The sequence below is a fragment of the Nocardioides sp. 1609 genome (assembly GCF_004522105.1).
Classification (GTDB): Bacteria; Actinomycetota; Actinomycetes; order Propionibacteriales; family Nocardioidaceae; genus Nocardioides.
Window position 1 is genome coordinate 791,704 of the sequence record NZ_SPUJ01000001.1, and the last position, 20,264, is coordinate 811,967.

The window sequence follows — 20,264 nt, forward strand, 5'->3', positions numbered from 1 at the left end:
TAACATCCTTCGCGCACATCAGAACCGCCACCTGACCGGCAGTCTACGGTGAGATGATCGACGCCAAGCACGGTCGGTCCCACCTCTAGCGCCGCTTATACGACTCAAGTTCATCACGCACTGGTCCGCGCTTTGGCACGCGGTGCCACCACCATGAATCGCTGGTTGCTTCGGCTGAGAGCAACTCGTTCAATAACCCACCGACATCTGGCTCAGTTCGCGTTTGAAGGTACTGATCTGAGTCCGCTACCTCGCGCTTTGCATCCGCTCGATCCTGGGCCTGAAGTAGTGCGAGGCCGCGCTCGAACGCCTCGCGGATGTGAAGTGCAGCTGCGTAGTCGTGAGCTCCCCACGTGGCGCGGTCGGAGGTTTCGGCGTCCAGTTCCACCGAAAGTCTGCGAACGTGAGATCTCCAGCCGTCGAGGAGTTCGCCCATACTCAACGATACGTATGGGTTGAGCGCGACTGAAACCGTCTGCCATTGTTTCTTCGAAGCCATCGTCATCCACCGCCTGGGAAGTAAGCCGTGCTCTTCCACGGGCTATCCTCGTTGATGATTACCCGAACACCCCGGTAGTTGATGACCTGAGCGATGCCCCCGTCACCCTGCCCAAGCGCCTTGGGGACCCCTCGAGTCAGTGCCTCATGAATCTGCGTCAAATTTGGGCGACCCGGTACGTCACCGGCACCCACGTGCTGATAGACAGATTGCGCCACTTCGTCGAGATCCGAGTCCGCGAATCCACCTGAGGGCCTATAACCGCAGTCGTTGTGGACGAGGATGGACGCCTCTCCGACGTGGTACGTGTGGACGCCAGCGATGGAGAGGTTGTACGCCTTTTCGGACCGCTCGGTTCCGGAACGGAAACCGAGCACTATGGACCCGCGACCGAGGTCTCCGAGTACGACCTCGCCAGCGGCGAGCTGGTCGGCGCGTTCAAATCGTTGATCGGTGACTGACCAGAAGAGGTGGTCAGCAGTAGTGGTGATGGTCTCGCCTTCGATCGCGAGATCAAGCACGTGGTCGTCATGGACCCACACGCGGGTGACACGACGGACTACTCGTTCCCCGGTCTCAGGATCTGTGGCGACCACCCGGTCACCGACCTTGATGCTCCCGATGGGTCTCTTCGACCCGTCGGCCATCAACACGAGCGTTTCGCCGACGAATGACTTTAAGCAAGAGCGCGCACCAGTGGTAGCTGAAGACCCGCTGTCTGCCGCGTCGGCCACTTCGTCTGCGGCGCGGCCGCCGTCGACTGTGTTGTCGGTGGCCCGGCTGCCGTCGGCGAGGTCGTCGATAAGGCCAGGGAGTTTACCGGCCTTGCCGATCTTGGCGAAGGGGATCACCATGGCGATTTCGGCGATGCAGCCCCAGCTGAATGTGTCGCATGCGGAGCCGTCGAAGACGAGCTTGCCGGCAGCCACTACGAGTGGGGAGACCTCGGTGCTGTTGCATCGGGTTGTCATGGCACAGGGGTCGTAGCTTGCCGCGTACTCCTGGTCTACGTAGCCCTGTCCCGTGATGTAGACCTTGCCGGCGCTGCCATACGTGGGAGCGGACTGAGTACTGGTCGAGGACGGGGTGCTCGTCGTGCCGGTTGGTGCGCTCGAGGTGGTGCTTGCGGGGGCAGAGGGGCCGGCGCTGGTGTTGGCGGCGACCTCGACGTCGTCGTTGTCGAAGACCATGCCGGTGGGGTCGGAAAGGTTGAGCGGGTTGTTGTTGCTGTAGGAGTACCCGTTCAGTGATTGGGGGTCGCCAACGTCAAGGATTGGGTCGACGGAGAGGAACTGTCCGAGGGCGGGGTCGTATTCGCGGGCTGCGACGTGGGTGATTCCGGTGGTGTCGTCGTGTGACTTGCCGAGGAATCGTTTGTCGTCGACCCACCCTGTGGGCGCGGTGCCGCGGGTGGCGCCGAAGGGGTCGGTGTAGCGCTTGGTGCGCGTAGTGGCCGGGTTCGTTGCCTCCCATTGAGCGGAGGTGGTGGCGTGGTGGTCGGCGGCTTGGAAGTAGAGCTTGCTGGCCACTCCGGGTACGCCGAGGCGGTAGCCGACGGTCCCGGCGGCATGGGTGTAGTAGCGGAAGCTCTTGGCCGTGTAGACCGGGGTCGCGGCCGTGGACTTGGTGACTCGGATCTCTGTGGCTCCGAGGTACAGGGTGGTGATGCCAGCGGTGTTGCCGGTGGGCCGCTTGATGAGGAGGTTGCCGTCGGCGTCGTAGATGTGGGTGTACTTGGTGGTGCCTTGGGTGAGGGTCGCGAGCTTTCCTTCGGCGTCCCAGGTCGCGGTGCGGGTGGCGTCGTTGGGTGCAACCGAGGTGGCGTGGTCGCCGACCCTATTCGGGCAGAAGAGATCGACGTCGGCAGTGGCGGTACCGACGCGGGTCTCAGTCTTGGTCAGGGTGTGGGCGCCAGCGGTGGTCGCGGTAGTGCCATTGGTGCAGGCACCGCCGTAGGCGTAGTTGGTGGCTGTGGCGACACCGGTACTGGTGACGGGCTGTTTGGTGCTAGTGGCGCGGGTGCCGTTGGCGTTGTAGGTGTAGCTGTTCCAGTAGGGCGCTTTGCCGCCGATGTTGGTCTTGACGCGGCCGGTCGCAGCGCAGTTCCTGGTCTTGGGAGTCCAGGCGTTTTCGAGTCGCTGGTAGGTGCCATAGGTGAAGCACTGGTAGTCGGGGTCGGCTACCGCGAGGTCGTCGATTGCGGTCACCTGGTTGACGTCGTTGTAGGTGTACTTGGCGTCGATCAGGTGGTTCGCGGCACCGTTCTCGGTGGTGTAGAAGTATTCGAGCCGTCGGCGGGAGTCGTAGCTGTAGGTGAGCCAGACCTTGTTGTTGTTGCTGGCCGAGAGCCCAAGGGTCGACTGGGTGAGGTCACCGAAGGCCGAGTACGAGCTGTTCTGCACGAGGCTCGAGACACCGGACAGGGTGGTGGGTAGACCCAGCCCGGTGGCGTCGTAGCCATAGCTGGCGACCTCAGCAGCCAGGCCGGGTACAGCAGGTTCGGTGGTGGTCTTGACCGTGCCGTCCCGGTTGAACGAAGTCGAGAACTCCATCGTCGCGGCGACGCGTGCACCGTTCCCGGCCGGCGGGCCGGTGACGAGTGGCTCGTTCGCGGGCAGGTTGAGTGTGGTGCGAATGGGTCGGGCCATGGAGTCGTAGGCGGCGACCGCCTTCGTGTAGGCCGAACCGGTGGCCTTGCCTCCGACGTAACGGATCGATGCTGCCGGGAGCCCCTTTCCGTTGGTGAGGGTGTCGTAGGTCCACTCGGCGAGCTGATTTGCCGGGGTCTGTGTGTTGGTCGAGAAGAGCCCGGTCTTGCGATCGAGATCGTCGTAGCTATAGGAGAGGGTGCGGTTCTCGGCGTCGGTGGTCGAGCGGACCCGGTCCAGGGCGTCGTAGGTGGTGGTGGTGGCGCCGCGGTCGGGGTCGGTCGCGCGGACCTGTCGACCGAAGAGGTCGTAGGTGTAGGTCCACTGGGTGTTGTCGACAGCGGTGAGGGTCTTGAGCCGCTGCTGCTTGTCGTAGCTGAACCTGTTCCACAGGTAGGTCGCGCCCGTGGCGGCAGCCGTGGGGTAGGTGCGCCGCTCGGTGACGCGACCGAGCGCGTCGGTGATGACCCGGGTGCCGAGGGCACCGGCCGGCGGCTCGATGGCGGTGGTGTCACCGCTGTAGCTGGTGGTGGTGGTCTGGTTTCCGCGGGTTGAGCCAGAGGGGCTCACTTGTGTAAGACCCCAGCTGGACTTCACCGCGATCGGGCGGTTGGCGCCGTCGTAGGTGGTGTCGTCTTGGAGAAAACCACCTGCGGAGACGACCCAGCGGGTTCCGTTGGGGCCGGTTTCGTCGTCCCAGACGTCGGTGAAGCTCTGGTCAACCAGGCCGCGGTCGTTGTAGTTGGTGTCGGTGATCAGGCGTCCGCCGGATACTGACGGGGTCTGGGTCTGGCGTGGCCGCAGGAGTGCGTCGAAGATCTCGTAGTCGGTCACGTAGCCGCTGGTGTCGCCCTTGGGACGAGAGGTTGAGATCCAGGAGCCGGTGACGTAGCCGAACTCGTCGCGATCACCGCCGATGCGGTACCCGAACTTGACCGTCGGCGGCGCGCCGACTGCACGGTTGACGTTCGGTGTCCACACTTCGGTCAGACGGCCGGCGGCGTCGTAGGCCTTCTCGATGCGTCGTCCGTTGGCGTCGATCGCCAGGGTGTCAACAGCAAAGGCCGGGTCGTAGGTGGTGGTGACGGCGTGGCCCTTGGCGTTGGTTTGGGTCGAGGAGACCGGGACACCGGCGCCGGAGGGCTGGTAGTCGGTAGTCGCTGTGGCCTCACCACGGGTGGTCGAGGTCGACCGCCCGAGGCTGTCGTAGGTGGTGGTTACCGTGGCCTGGAACGAGGGGGTCCGGTCTGCGGCGTATCCGGCAGCGCGGCCGGTCCAGGTCAGGTTGGAGCGGGTGGGTTGCTGCCCCGCCCACGCGGAGGCGCCGTCGTAGCGGAAAGCGGTGTCGCTGATGACATCACCAGGTGTCGCCGCGTCCGTTGGGAGGACAGCTGAGTCGGCGTTGGTGCACGCGGTGGCCAAGACCTGGGTGCGTGCGGGCGCGGCGAGGATCCCCGCGTCGGTGTTACGGGCGTACCAGCGCGTGGTGCAGGTCCGATCCGTGGTTGCTGCCAGGCTGTCGTCGGGTTTGGCGTAGTTCTCGACCTGCTTGGGATAGCCGAGAGCATCGAACTCGACGACGTTGTTGACCTTCGAGCGGAAGTACGGGGTCGAGCCGCTGGTGACTCGGACCCGGTCGGTGGTGGTCTTGGTGCGCACGATCGTGGAGCGGATGGTGACGGCGTCGGCGGCTTTGCCGTCGATGTTGCCGGCCGCGAAGGTGTGGGAGGCGCGGGAGTCGAGCACGACCGGGGTGGTGATTGTGCCGCTGAGTTGCGCGCCGTTGCTGCCGTCACGGTTCCGGCCGTCGTACAGGACGGTCTCGCGGACGCTCCCGGCGAGGGCTTCCTTGTCGTCGAGCGGGTCGGCGTTGATGCCGGCGACCTGGACGTTTCGGGTCCCGCCATCGGCGGAGCGGTCGCCGTCCATGCCACGCATGAACACCGTCGTGCTCAGGGTCCGCTTGGCCGAGTCGGGGTTGCCGACAAGGGTGTTCACGCGTTCGTATCCGCGCCACTGCGACCAGGTTCGGTAGGTGTTGGCGGTGAAGGGGTCGTCGTTGTAATGCCACCCCGGGGCGCCCTGGTACTCGTAGGAGGTGACGACAGCTTCGCCGGTGGTGGTGTCGGTTTCGGTGACGGAGTTGACGACGTACTTGTGGAACCAGTCCTTGTCGCGGTCGCCGCCGTTGGGTGCCCACCAAACGGGGAAGCAGCGCCGCTGGTTGTTGGCTACCGAGACGGGAAGGTTGCCGGTGGTGCAGTCGCGTGCCGAGTACTCGACTCTGGTGACGGCGCCGGTATCACTGACCACCCGGGACAGACGGGGTCGGATGAGCGGTGAGATGTCGTCGCCGGTTCGGTCGACGCGGTTGCTCATGGCCTCGTCGAGGGTTGGCATCAGTCTGACGGGCCGCGAGGCGATGTGGGGGGTTGAGGCGACTGCGGTGTGGTTGATGCGAGTGGGCCACAAGATGTGGTCGCTGGAGTCTCCGGTGTCGCCGGGGTTGATGAAGATGTGGTCGAGGGACCATTCGTCGATGTTTCGGTAACCGCCAGCGATCGAGACCGCTGAGGTGACGTTTGTGAGCATCTTGCGAGAGAAGAAGGTGGGGGCGTAGTCGTCCTTGCAGGTGTCTCCGGGCTCGCACACCGAATCGAACGGGACATCGGGCCACTTCGACTTGGTGGCCTTAGTGAGGTTCTCGCAGGCCCCGACCACGCATCGTTCGGCGTAGTCGAGCTTGAGCCGGTAGGGCGCCTTGGTGAGATCAAAGCCCGAGAAGAGGCTGTCGCGACGTAGGCCGTAGTCGACGCGGTTGAGGTAGCCGCCGCGCACGTACTCGGTCTTGTTGTCGGTGTTGGCGTTGCGGGCGTACCTGTTGGTCTCGGCGGTATACCAGTAGCTCGCTGCATTGTTGTTGGTGTCAGTGACCAGGTCCAGGTTCCAGCGCCACCCCTGGTCACACCACGAGGTGGCTAGCGGGTAGCCGTCCTCTTTGCAGACCTGTGCCTGGGCGGGGTCGTTGGCGTCATTGGTGACGACCGGGACCGTCCATGCCGATTTCGTTTCGGGGTCACCTGCGTTCCAGCCGGGCAGCTGGTTGCGCCCGAAGAGGTACTCGGTGCCGTCGGGGGTGACGAGCTGCCAGTGTTCGCCGTTGCGGATCCCGTTCTCGGCGCCGCGGAGTCGCTGCACGGTGGACCCGTCGTCCTGCTTGAGCCGAAACACGTCGGTGTCGCCGACTTGGACGAGCTCGTTGGCAGCGCCGTTGAGAACCAGGCTTAGGTGCTCGCCTCGCCAGCACAGGTCGAACTTGGCCGGGTGTCCGTCGTCGCTGCACGAGATGTAGCGGCGTTCGATGTAGGAACTGGTCAGGTCGAAGCCCTCACCGATGACGGAGGGCTGGTTGTTGGTGGTGAAGGTGCGCCCGTCGACCGAACCGGAGTCGTAGTTGACCCCTAGGGCGGGACGTGGGCCAGCAGCCGCGGCGGGGGCGTCGAAGGGGTAGCTCCAGCCGAACGAGCCGGCCGAGCCCCCCGCCGACCAGGATGCAGACGGCGCCAATGGTGTCGCTGAGTAGTCGCCGTTACCGGTCTTGCCCTGGGTGACTGAGCCGGTCTCGGCCATTGTTGAGGACGTGGCCAACGAAGTCGGTCCGGCCTTGCGTGCCAAAGCCTGTCGGGTCGCGGTCTCTTCGTCGACCTGTTCCGCGGCGGTGTCCTCGGCCTCGGCGAGGAGGGCATCAAACTCCTCTTCTGCTGCGTTGGCTGCTGCCCGACCGGTCGCCGACTGCAGGTCCGCGCCCTCGCTGGGAGCCGACGGGGTAGCAGCAGGCGGGTCGAGCGCTACCAAGGCACGCGCGGGCCCCGGGACCACGGTCAGTGCCGCGCAAGCGAGGGCGACCGTGGTCGTCACGGTGACCGCGATCGAGCGTCGACGGTTCATGGAAGTCATCAGTTGCACCCTGCGAGCGTCTTGAGTCCGGTGGGAGTGGCGGCGCCGGCGTAGAGATGCAGGCACGCCATCCGTCCGACAAGGAAGTCAGTCCGACCGAGCCCTGGGCCGGCAGGTGACATCCCGACTGTCATCTCCCCGGCGCCCTGGACGGGTGCGTCGTAGTCGGCGCACCCGATCTCGTCCGGGTTGATGCCGCCGTAGATGCAGATCTGGTTGGCGGTGAGGTTGGCGCTGTAGACCACGTTGATGCGGGTCTGCGTTCCGAGGATCACGTGCTCCTGATCTTCGGGGTCGGTCTGGGCCGTGCGTAGCTGGCCTGGGGCCGACCAGCGGCCGAAGGTCCACATACCGATTGCGCGGCCGTTCTGAACGCCGGTTTTGACGAACCACAGTGCCCAGCTCGGGTTGCCACCGGCGGCCTGCTGCCCGACGATTCGGGCGCGGTCACGCCCGGCCATGGCCTGGTCATCAACAGTGATGTCTGCCGAGACCGTGAACGATCCTGTCTCATCGAGCATGGGACCAGTGGCGGCGAGACCGCCGTTGCCACTGAAGAGCACCTGTCCAGCCGCAGTGTCCTTGACCGCGTCACCTTCGAGTCTCAACACGCTCGCGGTGTGGCCGAACACCGAGCTGTCTTGGATGGTCGTCGCGGTGTTTGTGCCGGCTGCCACGCTTGCGCGCCAGCTCCGCACCAACGTCACGACTTGGTTGCCTTCGTCGTCCTGAGTGCCGGATTGGGACAATTCCGCGGGCTCAACGGTGTTCTTCCACGCCTGAATCTCGTCGATGAGTCCGTGGAACGGCGCTGTCGTCGTGATCGCGGTCCCGCCCCTTCCTACGATCAGCGGCCCGTTGGTCGCCGAAGGGGTGGCAGCACCGCTTACGTCCAACGGCGCACCTGAAGGACGGCCGTTCAGGAACAACTGGATCGTCTTTGTAGCGTCGTCGTAGACCGCTGAGACCTGGGTCCATGCGTCCTTTACCGCCGGGACCGGCGCCGTGCTGCGGCGGACGTGGGTACCCGTCGCGTCCCTATAGGTCCATCCAGCTGTCCAGGCGTTGGCGGCCTTGGAATAGCGAAGGTCGAATCCCTCGGTGCCCGCCTCGTTGAACTGAGAGACAAGGACCCGATCCTGATCGGTGTTGGTGAGCATCGCCCACGCCGAAAGGGTGAAGGACGTGCTGGTGTCGAGAACGTAGGTCTGGGACCTGGCCTGGCCACCGGTTCCGTTGAACCGGAGAGCGTAGTCGGGCACGTCGGTGTCTGCGCCCACAGTCAGTTTCCCGCGCCGCCCGAAACCTGCGCCAGCCAGTAACGACAGTGAACTCAAAGTGAGCGGGCGCGCCTCCGGTCCAGTTGCGGAGTCCGCGATAGTGGTCGTATCGCCAGCCCGCACATGCCAGTACCCGACGGGCGGCCGATTCTCTTGCACGTTGAACCGGTAGACCTTGGAGGCTCCCGCTCGCTGGTTTCGGTCGTACGCCTTGACCGAGAGGTAGTAGGGACCAGCGCTGGAAGGCGTCACGCGCGCGGTCGCCGAGCCGTCATTGCCTACGGCGCCATCGACGGCGGTGCCGACGCCGGTGAGTTCGGTCTTGTACCGAACAATGTTCGGCGAGGGATCGGTCGGGTCCGGGCGATACAGGAAGTCCCCGAATTGCCCCGGCTTGCCGCCCCACCTGATGACGCCGGCGATCTCCTCGGGATACCTGCCGTCCTTGCTGGTCACCAGCGGCGGCAAGGGCTGGCCCTCGTCAATACCGAAGTGGCACCAGTCGCTCGACCCACCCTGCAACCAGCCACTGCCGGCCTGCTCGATGTCGTAGAAGGACTCGGTCCACACCTTGAACCGGTAGGCGTCGTTGGGAAGCCTGCGTGGGAGGTCTGCAAAGTCGAGGACTTGGGGGCTGCCATCCGCGTCGCCGCCGGTTGCCGGGCGCTTGTGAGTCACAACATCGATCCATGTGCCGTTACGGCGCACCTGCAGCTGAAATGCGGCACGCAGTTTTCCGGGCGGAGCATTTAGACCCGGTCGGACCGCAGTCTGGACGGTCGCCTTGAGCCGAGGATAGTTGCTGTCGATCATCTCGCGGTCATCGAAGTTCTCGCCGCAGAGAGGCACCCCATTGACCGCGACCCCCACACCGGTCGGCACGCCCGGCTTCCGGACGTACCAGACCCTGAGGACGGCGTCGTCGGAGAAGCGCTTCCAGCCCAGCTGGTCCGACTCGTTTCCAGCCCGCAACGAAAGTGTGAGCCGGCCGAGGTCGCCGTCGGCGAGATTGCGAGCCGAGACCAGGAGAGCGTCGCTCCCAAATTCGACGTTGGCTGCCGGGCACCCCGCCCGGCCATAGGCGACCGTCCTGGAATCGATCTGCTTGATGACACCGGGTCCGGGCCAGTCCCATGCGGGCGAAATTTCGCCGGTCTGGACTAGGTCAACCGGGGTCTTGGTGCACGAAGCTGCATGGGTTTCTTTTACGACGAACTCGGCTCGCATTACCTGGTCGCCGGCGTTCAGGTCACCACGGCCGAACTCATAAAACAGGCGCTTGCGGTAGGGGCCCTTGCAGGAGGAATCGTAGGAGGTCGGGCATCGGCCGACGCCCTCACCGTCAGGGTCGTTGAACTGCCAGCTCTTCTCTCCGTCTGAACGGAGCATCGTCCTCTCGCCGCGGCCGAGCACATGGTCCGGGTCGATGAACACGGGATACACGGTCTCGGGGTCGGCAAGGAACTCAGCGTCCGGCGTCACGCGCAGACCAGCATCGGTGACCTTTACCGCCATCTCCTCGCGCTGGTCATACGGCGAGGGAGCCGCGTAGTCCTCCTGTGCGACCTCGGCAGGGTCAGTCTCGGGGACCGACTCCGGAGTGAGTTCATCGCTGGAGGAGTCCCACATCAGCGCCGGCCCCGACGCAAAGGCCACCTCACCGAAGCTGTCGATGAACATCGACCCGCCTCCGGTTCGCGGGACTAGGTCGCCATTCTCTGCCTCGACAGGGAAGACCAGCTGCTCCAGCGGCGCCGCGGCTGCCGCCTCCGGCGTTCTCACCTCATACACCTGCGAGACCCCGTCCGGCGTCGCGGTCAGCAGCAAGTCCACACCAGGAAAGACGTCCGCGTACCGCGCGGTCGCCCCATCAAGGGTCGGCGCCGACAGCGTGCCGGGCAGACCGAGCTCGAGTCCGCTGCCCTCGTACGACAAGTCGAGGGTCTCACCCGGACCAGCTGGGAGCACGAGCCCCAACGCGGTTGCGACGGGGCGAATCGCCCCATCGACCAGCTCCAGAGTTGTGTCAATCTCAGCCAGCTCACCCTCAGCGTTGCGTCCGAACACAGGAGAGCTACTCGACTCCTGCATCAGCGACTGACCGTCCGTCTCGGCGAACACCTGCGTGTACTCATCGCGCAACGACAGCACCTCCACCGGGTCCCCGGTATCGGCTGCCTTCGCCAGCGCCGCCGTCGCCTCATCAGGCACAACCACCGCCGAGACTGGAGCAGCGTAGGAAACCACCCCGTCAACCAACAACGGGCCAACCAACATCAATACGGACGATGCAATAACGGCGCGACTCAGCTGCACTTGCCAGCTCCCAAGAAACAGGCCCAAACGATGGGCTAACAATGAAATATGACCACTCAGGCCAGCCCGCATGCGGAAGCCACCAAGCAGGCCGAACCGTAACCCTGAAAGTCGATTTGACGCTGGGATCTGTCAACAGATGGCAGAAGATGGCCCGATCGGGCTGTGTCAATAGCCCAGTCGGACCATCTTCAAATCAGGGCCGGGTGTGTCGATGCGAATCACTGATCAGACGTTGACAGAGGGAGGAGCGGCGGGCGACGGACCCTCGTGCCGCCACCTCGCTCCCGCCTCGGATAAATTGGACTAGTCATCAAGCTGCAACGATCGGGCAAGCGCGCTCAACTGTTCGAAGTGACAATGCTCGACAAGAGGCCTGCTGCTACCTTTAGCGCTCAGACCGGCTTGACTGAAACTCTGGGATTTCCATTGCCCGAACTTTCACTCGGCGGGCGCGATACAGCCAAGACGATCCCGCGACGCGATCGTTTCGCGCGTGAACGTCGTCCCGGACATGTATCCCGTCGCAGCTCCCGCGAGACTGACTCATGGCGTGCCGAGCCTTGAGAAGCACGGCGATCGGGGGAAACAAGATGACGGAGAACGATCCGCTGACAAACTCGCCGCTCGGCGCTCAATTTCGAGCGGCACACCAAGCGCTACTAGCTCTCGCCCCACCCGGCACACTGGCGGCTGGGGATGACAACTATCTACCTATCATCGTGAACGAACTGCAAGACCTAGTCGACCTCGCTCGCGATACCGCCGCCGCGAACTTCGGACCCACACTGGGGTGGAGGCGACCAGACCCCGTCGACGACGCGTGGGCACCCACGGTCCTGCAACTGGACTTCGACAGCTACGCCGACGACGATCCCCCTGGCGTCTCGGAGATATGGAACTGGGAGCAGTCCGCCCTTGCATTGGCGGCTCGCGCCTACCGACGAGAGTGCCGCTGGGACCACTCTCCCGGCGAGGCGGGTATATGGCTCTTGTACATCATGCCCTTCGCGTCAATCGACACGAGCTGGAGCGGAAGTCTCGCGGGCTTCGCAATCATTCACGACAGGGACACCGACGGGGAGCACGAGTCGCTGGCTCACCTCTGGACAGCACGGGCCTGGCGGCGACGAGGCGTAGGGGCGACCTTGGTCGAAGAAGCACGAGCTCGGTTCCCGCTTCGGGACGTCGAAGGGCCAATCACCGACGCGGGGCGTCGACTGCTTGCAGTCCACGCACCCGATCTGCTTGTTTGATTCACGACTGGCCGTCGGCAACTTTGGCGGCTTAATAGTGACCATTTCTAGAACAGAGCGGGACGTTGACGCAAGCGAAGTCAACTCGGTGGCTCGGGGCGATGGGGCGCACGACGTCGATCGGCCCAGTGGGTACCCCGGATCGTCGTCGAGGCACGGCAACGCCAACGCTCCGATGCGTGAGCCGGAGCCGGGTCAACCACCATGAGCGCGCTCATTTGTCAGCGTCGATCTGGCACCATCTGGCCCGTCGATCATCCTCCGGGCGCCACTCCCCCGGACCCAGCGGGCAGCAGCTCGCGGACGTCGACGCCAAGCACCTCGGCCAACGCGACGAGCATGCGCAACCTCGGGTTCGCCCGCGTACCCGGATTGGGTGTCGTTGGGGCCAGGAAGACGCCTTGTCAACAAGACCTACCCACAGCAACAGTCAGCAGCGGAGAACGACCTCGGCGGTGCAGTGGTCAAACCCTGTTCCGCCATCTGCTCGGTCCCGGCCGGCGGACCCATCCAGAGTATCCGCACCCGACCTGCCAACTAGATGATCGTTCCCTCTGCCGCCGATCAGTGTTTCGGAACGTATCGAGCCCCGCAAACGGTCCGCCAGGTTGGATCCGCGGATCCACTCGATCCCCCGGACGGTCGCACGGACGGTCCGACCGCTCCGCACCCAGCCAGATGCCAAGTCGACTATCGCGGCGCGCCTGCGATCCAGCATCAGGATGTCCAGTGCAGACCCACCGTGCACGCTTGAACTGACGTCGCCCTTAAAGTGGATAAGGTCGCCGCCGGGTCCCGTGTTCACCGTTGAGCGACCGCTCCGGAGGGACACATGGTCGGCACCGCGGCCGGTGTTGACGATGGCGCCGTCGCCGATCAGGACGTAGTCGCCACCAGCGCCAGTCTCGATGCGATCGCCGGGTCCTGCGAATCCCACTTCGTCGTCACCGGCCCCGGCGAGGACGACTGAGCCGCCGTAGATGGTGTCGTCGCCCGCGCCGCCCTCGACTGTGCCTTCCTCGACGGTCAACACGTCGTTGCCGCTGCCGCCGCTCACAGTGTCGGCGCCGCCCTCGCCCAGGAAGTTGTCATCGCCGGGCCCGCCGATGAACGTGTCGTCCCCGTGAGAGCCAGACAGGTTCTCCACACTGGTCCAACGGTCTGTCCCGTCCTGGACTGCTGTTTGGGTGGTGACGTCGATGATCACTGGCTGGAGGGTGTCGTCCCATGCGAGCTCGTCGCGCCCGGGTCCTCCGTGGACAGTGTCATCCCCGGCACTGTGCGCCTCGAGTCGGTCATCACCAGCATCGCCGTGCAGGACGTCGTCGCCGTCGCCTCCATCGATGTAGTCCCGGGCACCTCCGCCGTACAGGACGTCGTTCCCGAGGCCACCGTAGACAAAGTCGATACCGTCTCCTCCGCACACGACGTCGTCGCCGTCGGTGCCGATGATGTGGTCGCTGCCAGACCCCGCGACGATTACGTCGTCGCCTTCGGTGCCCAATATCTCGTTATTGCCACTGGTCCCGACGATGGTTGCTGACAGTCCCCCGCACGTTTCCGCAGCAGCTGCCGGGACAGCGACGGCGGCGGTCGCCAAAACTGAGACGAGCGATATCAGCAGTGTGCAGGGTGAACTCCGAAACGGCACTGCGAGATCGTACTGCCCAAACGAGACGCGCGTCGTCAGATCACATTGAACTTTCGGACCACCAGTGCTCGGCGCGACGAAGCAGGTCACGGCCTGCCCAAGACCCCGTCGGTCAGCGAGCCGTCCGGTTGCTCGGTCGGTATCTCCGTATACCTCGAGGGACGTCCTCGCCGCTCGGTCTTCCCGTCCTTGCCCTTGGACTAGTCACCGCCACCTGTGCCCTCCTCGGGTTCCTGCTCGGCCGACGGGTCCTCGGCGGGCGGCGTGTCGCTGTCGGTGGTGTTGTCCTCGTGCCGCTCGTGCTCGGCAGGGTCTGACGGCGTCTCGCGACGTCCTTCGGCACGTCGCCAAGCTCCCACCCGGGCGGTCAGGGGCCGGGGGCTCGACGGATCCGAATAGCGACCACGGGCTACACCAAGGGGTACTCGGGTCGCCATCGCTCCACCTCAGGATCAGCACTGAAAGCATTGATGCCCAGATTCGGAAGTTGAGGTGTCGCGTGCGGCTCGTTGTCCGCCTGCGACACCGTCACGTCTCCTTCGGCGGTTCTGCCCCGGCCAACGACCCGCGCTCACCATCCACGCGGTCGGCCGGAACCCACCGCCACGGCCAGGCCGGCTCTATCGCCCGGCCCGGCGCTCTCCCAGGTCATGTGGTACGCCCTGCGTCGCTACGCGGTGGCACCCCTGGCAACACCACGTGACGGATACCCACCACCCCTTGGGTCGGACACATCAACTCCTCCGTCCGCCCTTGGGGCGCCCCCATCTGGATGTGCTTGGCAGATTGACGCCTACGCATATCGCAGCGAAGCGGTTCAGCTCAGAAGGAGTCGGTCGTTCAGCCATCAGCCAACAACCGACCCTGATGCAAGGCGCCACCTTCGGCCTGTCAGTCCGCCCCACCGTTCCCAGAACTGTGCAGTGTGCCGACGTTCAGGTGAGAGGCTTCGGCGCATGCCACTGTCCCCTTCCACGCAACCGGGCGACCCGATGCTGCTCGGCTATGCGCTGACCGGCTTCGGCGGCGTCCGGGGCGAGCATCTGGCCTACGTCGGACCGCTGGGAAGGATGAACTTCCTCGTGGGCCGCAACAACCACGGCAAGTCGACCGTCATGCGTGCCGCGAAGGCCTGGGTCGTGTCCGAGCGCCGAAACACTGAGTCGCAGATCGGGCGGGAACCTGGCCAGGTGCGCGCCACCCTCGTCCCGTTCCAGCGTGCTGATATCAGCGACTTTGTGCGTCATGCCAGCTATGCAACTCCAGCCGATCGACGCACGTTGGTCGACCAGATAGTCGTGCCGCTCGACGACGATCAGGAGCGAGTCGGGATCTGGCTGAAGACGACCGGAGGCGACCTCAACAACGCAAGGAATGTCGCGCTCGCCGTCTTGACGGAAGCGATCGGTGATCCTCACAGGCGAGCGTCCACGAGCATGCTCACCCCTGGCCCTCATGTGCCGAACAACGCCATCATCATTCCGGCCTTTCGAGAGATGCGGGTTTCGGGTGAGTCCGTCGGCACGTCAGACCTCGCAAGCGGCGAGAACCTCGTGCGGCAGCTCGATGCCTGGCAACACCCGCAGAACCCGTCGACGCCTGCGTACGTCGAGGCAAAGGCCCGCTGGTCACGACTGCGAGACTTCCTACGCGACGTCCTGGAAGACCCCAACGCCGAGCTCGAGGTCGCTGGCGGGCGGGACCTGCACGTTCACCTCGCACAGGCCAACACCATGCTGAGGATTCAGGATCTCGGCGACGGCATCAAGCAGGTCCTCATGATCGCTGCCGCGTGCATCCATTACGAGGGATGCCTCATCTTGCTCGAAGAGCCCGAGATCCATCTGCACGCAGGTCTGCAGCGCAAGCTCATGGGCTTCCTGCACGAGCAAACCACGAGCCAATACATCGTTGCGACTCACTCGGCCCACGTACTTGACCTGCCCGGCGCACGCATATTCCACATCACACACGATGGCACCAGTACGCTGGTGTCGTCAGCGGTGCGTGCCAGCCAGGTACGCAAGGTGTGTCAGGACCTCGGCTACATGGCCTCTGATTTGCTGCAGGCCAACTACACGGTGTGGGTCGAGGGACCCTCAGACCGGATCTACTGGCGACGTTGGCTTCAACTCCTTGATCCTGATCTGCAGGAGGGCGTGCATTTTGCCGTGATGACGTACGGCGGATATCTCGTCGACGGCATGGACATCCGTGGTGACGAGGAGGACCGCGACATCGACTTGGACCTCATCGCTCTACTGCGGCTGGGGCGGTCGTGCACTCTAATCGCGGACAGCGACAAGAAGACCGCGGACGAGGCTCCACGGGCCACGCTGGCCCGCCTGGCCCGAGAATCCGCCGTTGAAGGCAGCGGCACCCTTGTGGTCTGCGAATGGGTAAGCACAGTCGAAAACCTCATTCCGCGGCCGGTCTTTCGAGCGGCCGTCAATACGTTGCATCCGGTCGCGGGAAAGAAGCTAAAGACGCCAGCAACGCACGGCCCGTTCGACAACCCTTTCAAGGGCATGAAGTCCTACTCCAAGGTGAAGGTCGCCAGGGCCGTCGCCGACGAGCTGACCCTCGGTCATATCGACGAGAAGCTGCGCGAGCAGGTCCTCGCCCTGGCTGACCGAATCCGTGCCGCCAACGGGCTAGTGGCGGGTTCGGCCGCGACGGGGGCCAGCACGTAGAGATGAGTTCGGCGTTGATGAATGCAGGGGGAAGCAGGGGATCAAGTACCAGCACAGCATCTCGCCCCGCGATGCCAAGCGCGATCAGAAGTCTGTCCGCCCCAGATCGGACCTGAGTAGTGGTGCTGATCGGCAACGATCCTGACACCCCGGTTGGCCCCGCCGGAGGAAGCGAATGTAGACAGAACGCATCGATGCAGCAGATCGGACCGCGTGTTCCGGGTTCATCCCCTAGTCGGACATGGAGCCCACGTGCGTGTCGGCGACGCCAGCGCTGTGATGGTCGGTCGGCAGCACGGTCGGTAGATGGTCGGCCGGCGGGTTAGTCGGATCGGGTCGGACCTTCGGCGACGCCTGCCTCTATCTCGCGGCAGATGCTGCTCGAGGTAGCCAGGCGCTGACACCTTCGCGGTCGGTCGTCCGCTACCTCGTCAGGCCGAGGATCCTGATCGGTTCTCTACACGCTGGGCCAGTACCCGGGTGCCGAAGTTGGCGAGACGATGGTGCAGCGCGTCGACACGTGGGAAGCAGACGGCCGCGCAGTCATCTGCCGACGCCTTCAGGCTTATACGAACTTCAATCGCGACACCATCACATTCGACGTACCCCGATCTTGTCTCGGCCGGCCGTCTGCTGTCCGCTGGTCCGGATACGTCGGGACCGTCACGCGCAGCGACGAAGACACTCTCTACGGAAAATGGGACGACTTCCCTGCGCTCAATACCTTCCCGGACCGCTGGGTTGCCTAACCGCAGCCGGGCCGATCGAGGTTGAAGCACTAGCGCAGAAGCGAGCAACCACGAGATCGCGGTGTGCCGAGTCAGCTAGTTCTACCGGGCTGCTAGACGTACCCCAGGTCAGAAATCCCTGCAACGCGGTGCGCCAGCTCGACCTCGGAGCAACCTCGTAGAGGTCGGCGGGCGACGATGTCCGACACGTTCCTTGCTCCCGTCCTTGGCGGCCCGTCCTCTCCGTCGAGCCGTCTCAGCGCTTCTTGCGGAGTTGAACCACGGGTGGTCCTCCAACAATTCCAGCCCAACCGCCGGGTGCCGCCTTGTACGCGGCGTGCAGCTTCTCGATGAAGGCACCGAGCTCATTGTCTTGGCCGGTCGAGAGCGTCACCTGGCGATCTCTGAAGTGGCCGGTCAGGCCACGTAGTCCGAGCACCTGCAGCGAGTGCAGTTCGGATTCAGTAGTCGTAGCGAGCACATAGTGGACGGCTTCTTTGTCGGTCGGTTTGACGTTCGTGGCTGGTCTTCGGTTGGTGGGCAGGTCGAACTCGCCATCGGCGGACCTCGGACACCTCGGAACCTCCAGCGAGAGCAGGGACGTCGTCGCGCCGGGTCGCAGCGCCCCTAGGAGCACACGCTCTCCGCCCATCGTCCGCGGCCCATCCAGGCCGCCGGTGAACTGACCGATGAGTAGACCCTTCTGAGCTTGTTGTGACGGCTGGTGCCGTGTATGTCCTCTCGGTATCGCCTGAACGACGTGGCTTTGTCGGTGTTGATCGGCACGGTGGCAGCGACCGTGGTGAAGTCCGAGCTTGGGTCGCACATGTCGGGGTCCAAGGGTGGCCATCTTTCGACAAAGCACGCCGATAACGCTGAGTGACCATCCATTCGCCCCTCACCACCCCGAAGGACCACTGTCTCGTGAACCCTGCAACCCCCACCCCTGAAGACTTCGACAATCCCGCAACCGCGACTCTCCTCGGCGGAATCGCCGTGATTCGTGACCTAGAGTTGTACGCGCTCGGCGAGCTTTATGTGTCGTTGGTGTTCTATTCCGTCCAGCAACGCGCCGCAGACCCGACTGTCGCGTCTCTGGTCGAAGGCGCCATCGAGACCTTCTTCGAGCTCATCAACGCCGCAGACGAAGTCGGTTTGCACGACGTCATCCTGGGTTTCAACGACGCCGTCCACGACGCTGCAGAGGGCCGTAGGGTCCCGATCGGCAGATTGGTCCAGTAGAGGCATGAGTAAGGCCACCAGGCCGATCAGCGACGGTGCGGCGCCTGCGGCTTCGGTGCCGTTGGCGTAGTAGACGTCGACAGGCTGCTGCTCGTCTTGAGCGTCCAGGGCTCGGTGCTCTGGCGCTGAATTGTGCGTGCCTGACGGGCTTCTTCGCGTGCCTAGGCCCGCCGTTCGAGGCGTCTTCGGCGGCGGACTTGCGACGGCCGGCTGCTTCGTTGTCGGCCACCCGCCGATTCGGCGTCTCCGCCAGGCAGCGTCGTCGAGACCCACAGCGCGACCTGCGTCGCGGACGCGTCGCTTCATCCCTTGGGAATGGACGGCCTGGAGCTTCTGTGCGCACCATCGGATGGACGGTCCGCCGCGCACGCCGCTGTCTGCCACGAACCTCAGATTGAACGTGCGCCTCCAGCCTGATGTCCAGGTAGAGGTCCACCGACGGAACCTCGTGAACTGAACCTGGCTGCGACGCTGGCTCAACAGTCGGCCGCCGCCGACTGTTGAACGGGTAGTCCTGGCTCACAGGCCGCATTGAGGACTGCCTGAGCCCCCCGTCCCCCGCCCCGTTCAGTGCTCTTTCGGGTTCTGCTGACAGGAGCTAGTTGGGGACCTAGGTTCGCCCGGTGACTTCCCACCAAACGACCTCGACAACTATTCGTGCCGTGACGGTGGCCGCCATCGTCGGCTTCCTCGCGCTCGCCGGTCTCAGTCTCGCTTCGCCGTCGTCGGCTGCTCCTGTTCAGGGCGCTCGACAGGCCACTACCCAGATGGCTGACCGTGACTGCGGCGACTTCGCTACCCAGGCCGCTGCCCAACGGTTCTACGTCTCCCAGGGCGGGCCGCAGTCGGACCCGCACCGCCTCGATGACGACGGCGATGGCGTCGCGTGTGAGTCGAACCCGTGCCCCTGTTCGACGTCCACCGACGGTGGCGACGGAGGCGGTGACGGCGGGGATGGTGGTTCCGGTGGCGGCGGTGGCCGCCCGGACCGTGTCGTCGAGAAGGCGACCGTCATTCGGGTCATCGACGGCGACACCGTCAAGGTTCGCCTCGCACGTGGTGCGGTCGAGGACGTCCGGCTCATCGGCATTGATACTCCCGAGGTTCACGGTGGTACCGAGTGCTGGGGTCCGCAGGCGTCGCGGTTCACCAAGCGGGTCCTGCCGCGCGGCACGAAGGTGGTCTTGACCTCGGACCGGACCCAGGACCGCAAAGACCGTTACGGGCGTCTCCTGCGCTACGTGAAGAAGGTCAACGGCGGGGTGGAGGTCAACCGGCTCCTCGTCGGGCGCGGCCACGCAACGGTCTACGTCTACGACGGGAAGCCGTTCGAGAGGGTCCGTCCCTTCAAGGCTGCCCAGGCAGTCGCGAAACGTGCCGACCGTGGCCTGTGGAGCGCCTGCCGCTAACCCCCCCCCGGTCCACTGAGGCCCTGCACCTGTTCGCTGGTGCGGGGCCTCAGTGCGTCCGCCCACGTCAATGATCCGACGCCCACCTGTGATGACAACCCGCTGCCGCAAGCCCCGCACCTCGCGCGACGCATGATGGAAGCGCGACGTCGGTCCGGTCCCCGAGTGTGCCGCCGCTTCCGCATCACCCGGTCTTCGCCACGACATTGCCCAAGCCGGGGGCCGAATGGGCACAGGTCGCTGGAATCGCGGACTAGCTGTGATGCCCAGGCACGATGTGCGATTGGGTACGGCGCGTCCGTAGATAGGTGAGGGCCTCCCGCGGTGGAGTGGAGCTGTCTGGGAACCGCTTAACCTCATAGCGCTTTCATGGAAACTAGTCATGTCGATGCCGCACTGACCCCTCGACGCCGTCTTCGGTTGGCTAAGTTGATCGTCGAGGACGGCTGGCCTGCCCCGCGGCGCGCGGAGGCCGTCGCGCGGCAAGCCGAGAATCGACCGAGCCGCCCGAACTGCACGTGAACCGGCCGATACACCTGGCATGCCCCAACTCCCCCGCGATGTCTCTGACTCTGCCGACTCCGA

At 64.8% G+C, this 20,264-nt stretch carries 9 protein-coding genes; 4 read left to right on the forward strand and 5 right to left on the reverse strand.

Translation table 11 applies throughout. The features are described 5' to 3' along the window. Positions 1 to 85: 85 nt before the first annotated feature. Genes E4623_RS03630 through E4623_RS03645 form a run of 3 tightly spaced genes read right to left on the reverse strand, consistent with a single transcriptional unit; the run spans position 86 to position 10,700 of the window. The gene (locus E4623_RS03630; RefSeq protein WP_134765113.1) at positions 86 to 538 is read right to left on the reverse strand and encodes a hypothetical protein; all 453 of its coding nucleotides are present in this window, start codon (positions 536 to 538) and stop codon (positions 86 to 88) included. Beyond that, on the reverse strand, positions 502 to 7,104 hold the full coding sequence (locus E4623_RS03635) for an RHS repeat-associated core domain-containing protein (protein ID WP_167736455.1): 6,603 nt from the start codon (positions 7,102 to 7,104) through the stop codon (positions 502 to 504). The genes E4623_RS03630 and E4623_RS03635 overlap by 37 nt, the downstream gene beginning before the upstream one ends. Further along, positions 7,104 to 10,700, reverse strand: a complete 3,597-nt coding sequence (locus tag E4623_RS03645; RefSeq protein WP_167736456.1) for a LamG domain-containing protein — start codon at positions 10,698 to 10,700, stop codon at positions 7,104 to 7,106. Before E4623_RS03645 ends, E4623_RS03635 begins: the two co-directional genes overlap by 1 nt. Before the next feature lie 593 nt (positions 10,701 to 11,293). On the opposite strand from E4623_RS03645, the gene E4623_RS03650 reads away from it, so the two are divergent. Then, the gene (locus E4623_RS03650) at positions 11,294 to 11,956 is read left to right on the forward strand and encodes a GNAT family N-acetyltransferase (protein ID WP_134765117.1); all 663 of its coding nucleotides are present in this window, start codon (positions 11,294 to 11,296) and stop codon (positions 11,954 to 11,956) included. 430 nt (positions 11,957 to 12,386) lie between these two features. On the opposite strand, the gene E4623_RS03660 is transcribed toward E4623_RS03650, so the two are convergent. Beyond that, positions 12,387 to 13,607, reverse strand: coding sequence for a calcium-binding protein (locus tag E4623_RS03660; RefSeq protein WP_167736457.1), 1,221 nt, complete (start codon positions 13,605 to 13,607; stop codon positions 12,387 to 12,389). Between the two features lie 956 nt (positions 13,608 to 14,563). Between E4623_RS03660 and E4623_RS03665 the strand changes: the two genes are divergently transcribed. Further along, positions 14,564 to 16,300: an ATP-binding protein gene (locus E4623_RS03665; RefSeq protein ID WP_167736458.1), complete on the forward strand. Its 1,737-nt coding sequence runs from the start codon at positions 14,564 to 14,566 to the stop codon at positions 16,298 to 16,300. A 984-nt stretch (positions 16,301 to 17,284) separates the two neighbouring features. On the opposite strand, the gene E4623_RS03670 is transcribed toward E4623_RS03665, so the two are convergent. Further along, positions 17,285 to 17,680 carry a hypothetical protein gene (locus E4623_RS03670; protein ID WP_134765120.1) on the reverse strand — a complete coding sequence of 132 codons (396 nt, stop codon included), beginning with the start codon at positions 17,678 to 17,680 and terminating at the stop codon, positions 17,285 to 17,287. A 272-nt stretch (positions 17,681 to 17,952) separates the two neighbouring features. On the opposite strand from E4623_RS03670, the gene E4623_RS03675 reads away from it, so the two are divergent. Then, positions 17,953 to 18,270: a hypothetical protein gene (locus tag E4623_RS03675; RefSeq protein WP_134765121.1), complete on the forward strand. Its 318-nt coding sequence runs from the start codon at positions 17,953 to 17,955 to the stop codon at positions 18,268 to 18,270. A gap of 662 nt (positions 18,271 to 18,932) precedes the next feature. Then, a complete protein-coding gene (locus E4623_RS03680) occupies positions 18,933 to 19,679 on the forward strand; it encodes a thermonuclease family protein (RefSeq protein WP_134765122.1) in 747 nt (248 codons plus the stop codon). Positions 19,680 to 20,264: the final 585 nt, after the last annotated feature.

What these genes read in the sequence shown, in the direction of transcription:
- E4623_RS03635 (WP_167736455.1), bottom strand. Translation starts at nt 7,104, where the DNA reads ATGACTTCCATGAACCGTCGACGCTCGATCGCGGTCACCGTGACGACC.
- E4623_RS03665 (WP_167736458.1), top strand. Translation starts at nt 14,564, where the DNA reads ATGCCACTGTCCCCTTCCACGCAACCGGGCGACCCGATGCTGCTCGGC.
- E4623_RS03650 (WP_134765117.1), top strand. Translation starts at nt 11,294, where the DNA reads ATGACGGAGAACGATCCGCTGACAAACTCGCCGCTCGGCGCTCAATTT.
- E4623_RS03670 (WP_134765120.1), bottom strand. Translation starts at nt 17,680, where the DNA reads ATGGGCGGAGAGCGTGTGCTCCTAGGGGCGCTGCGACCCGGCGCGACG.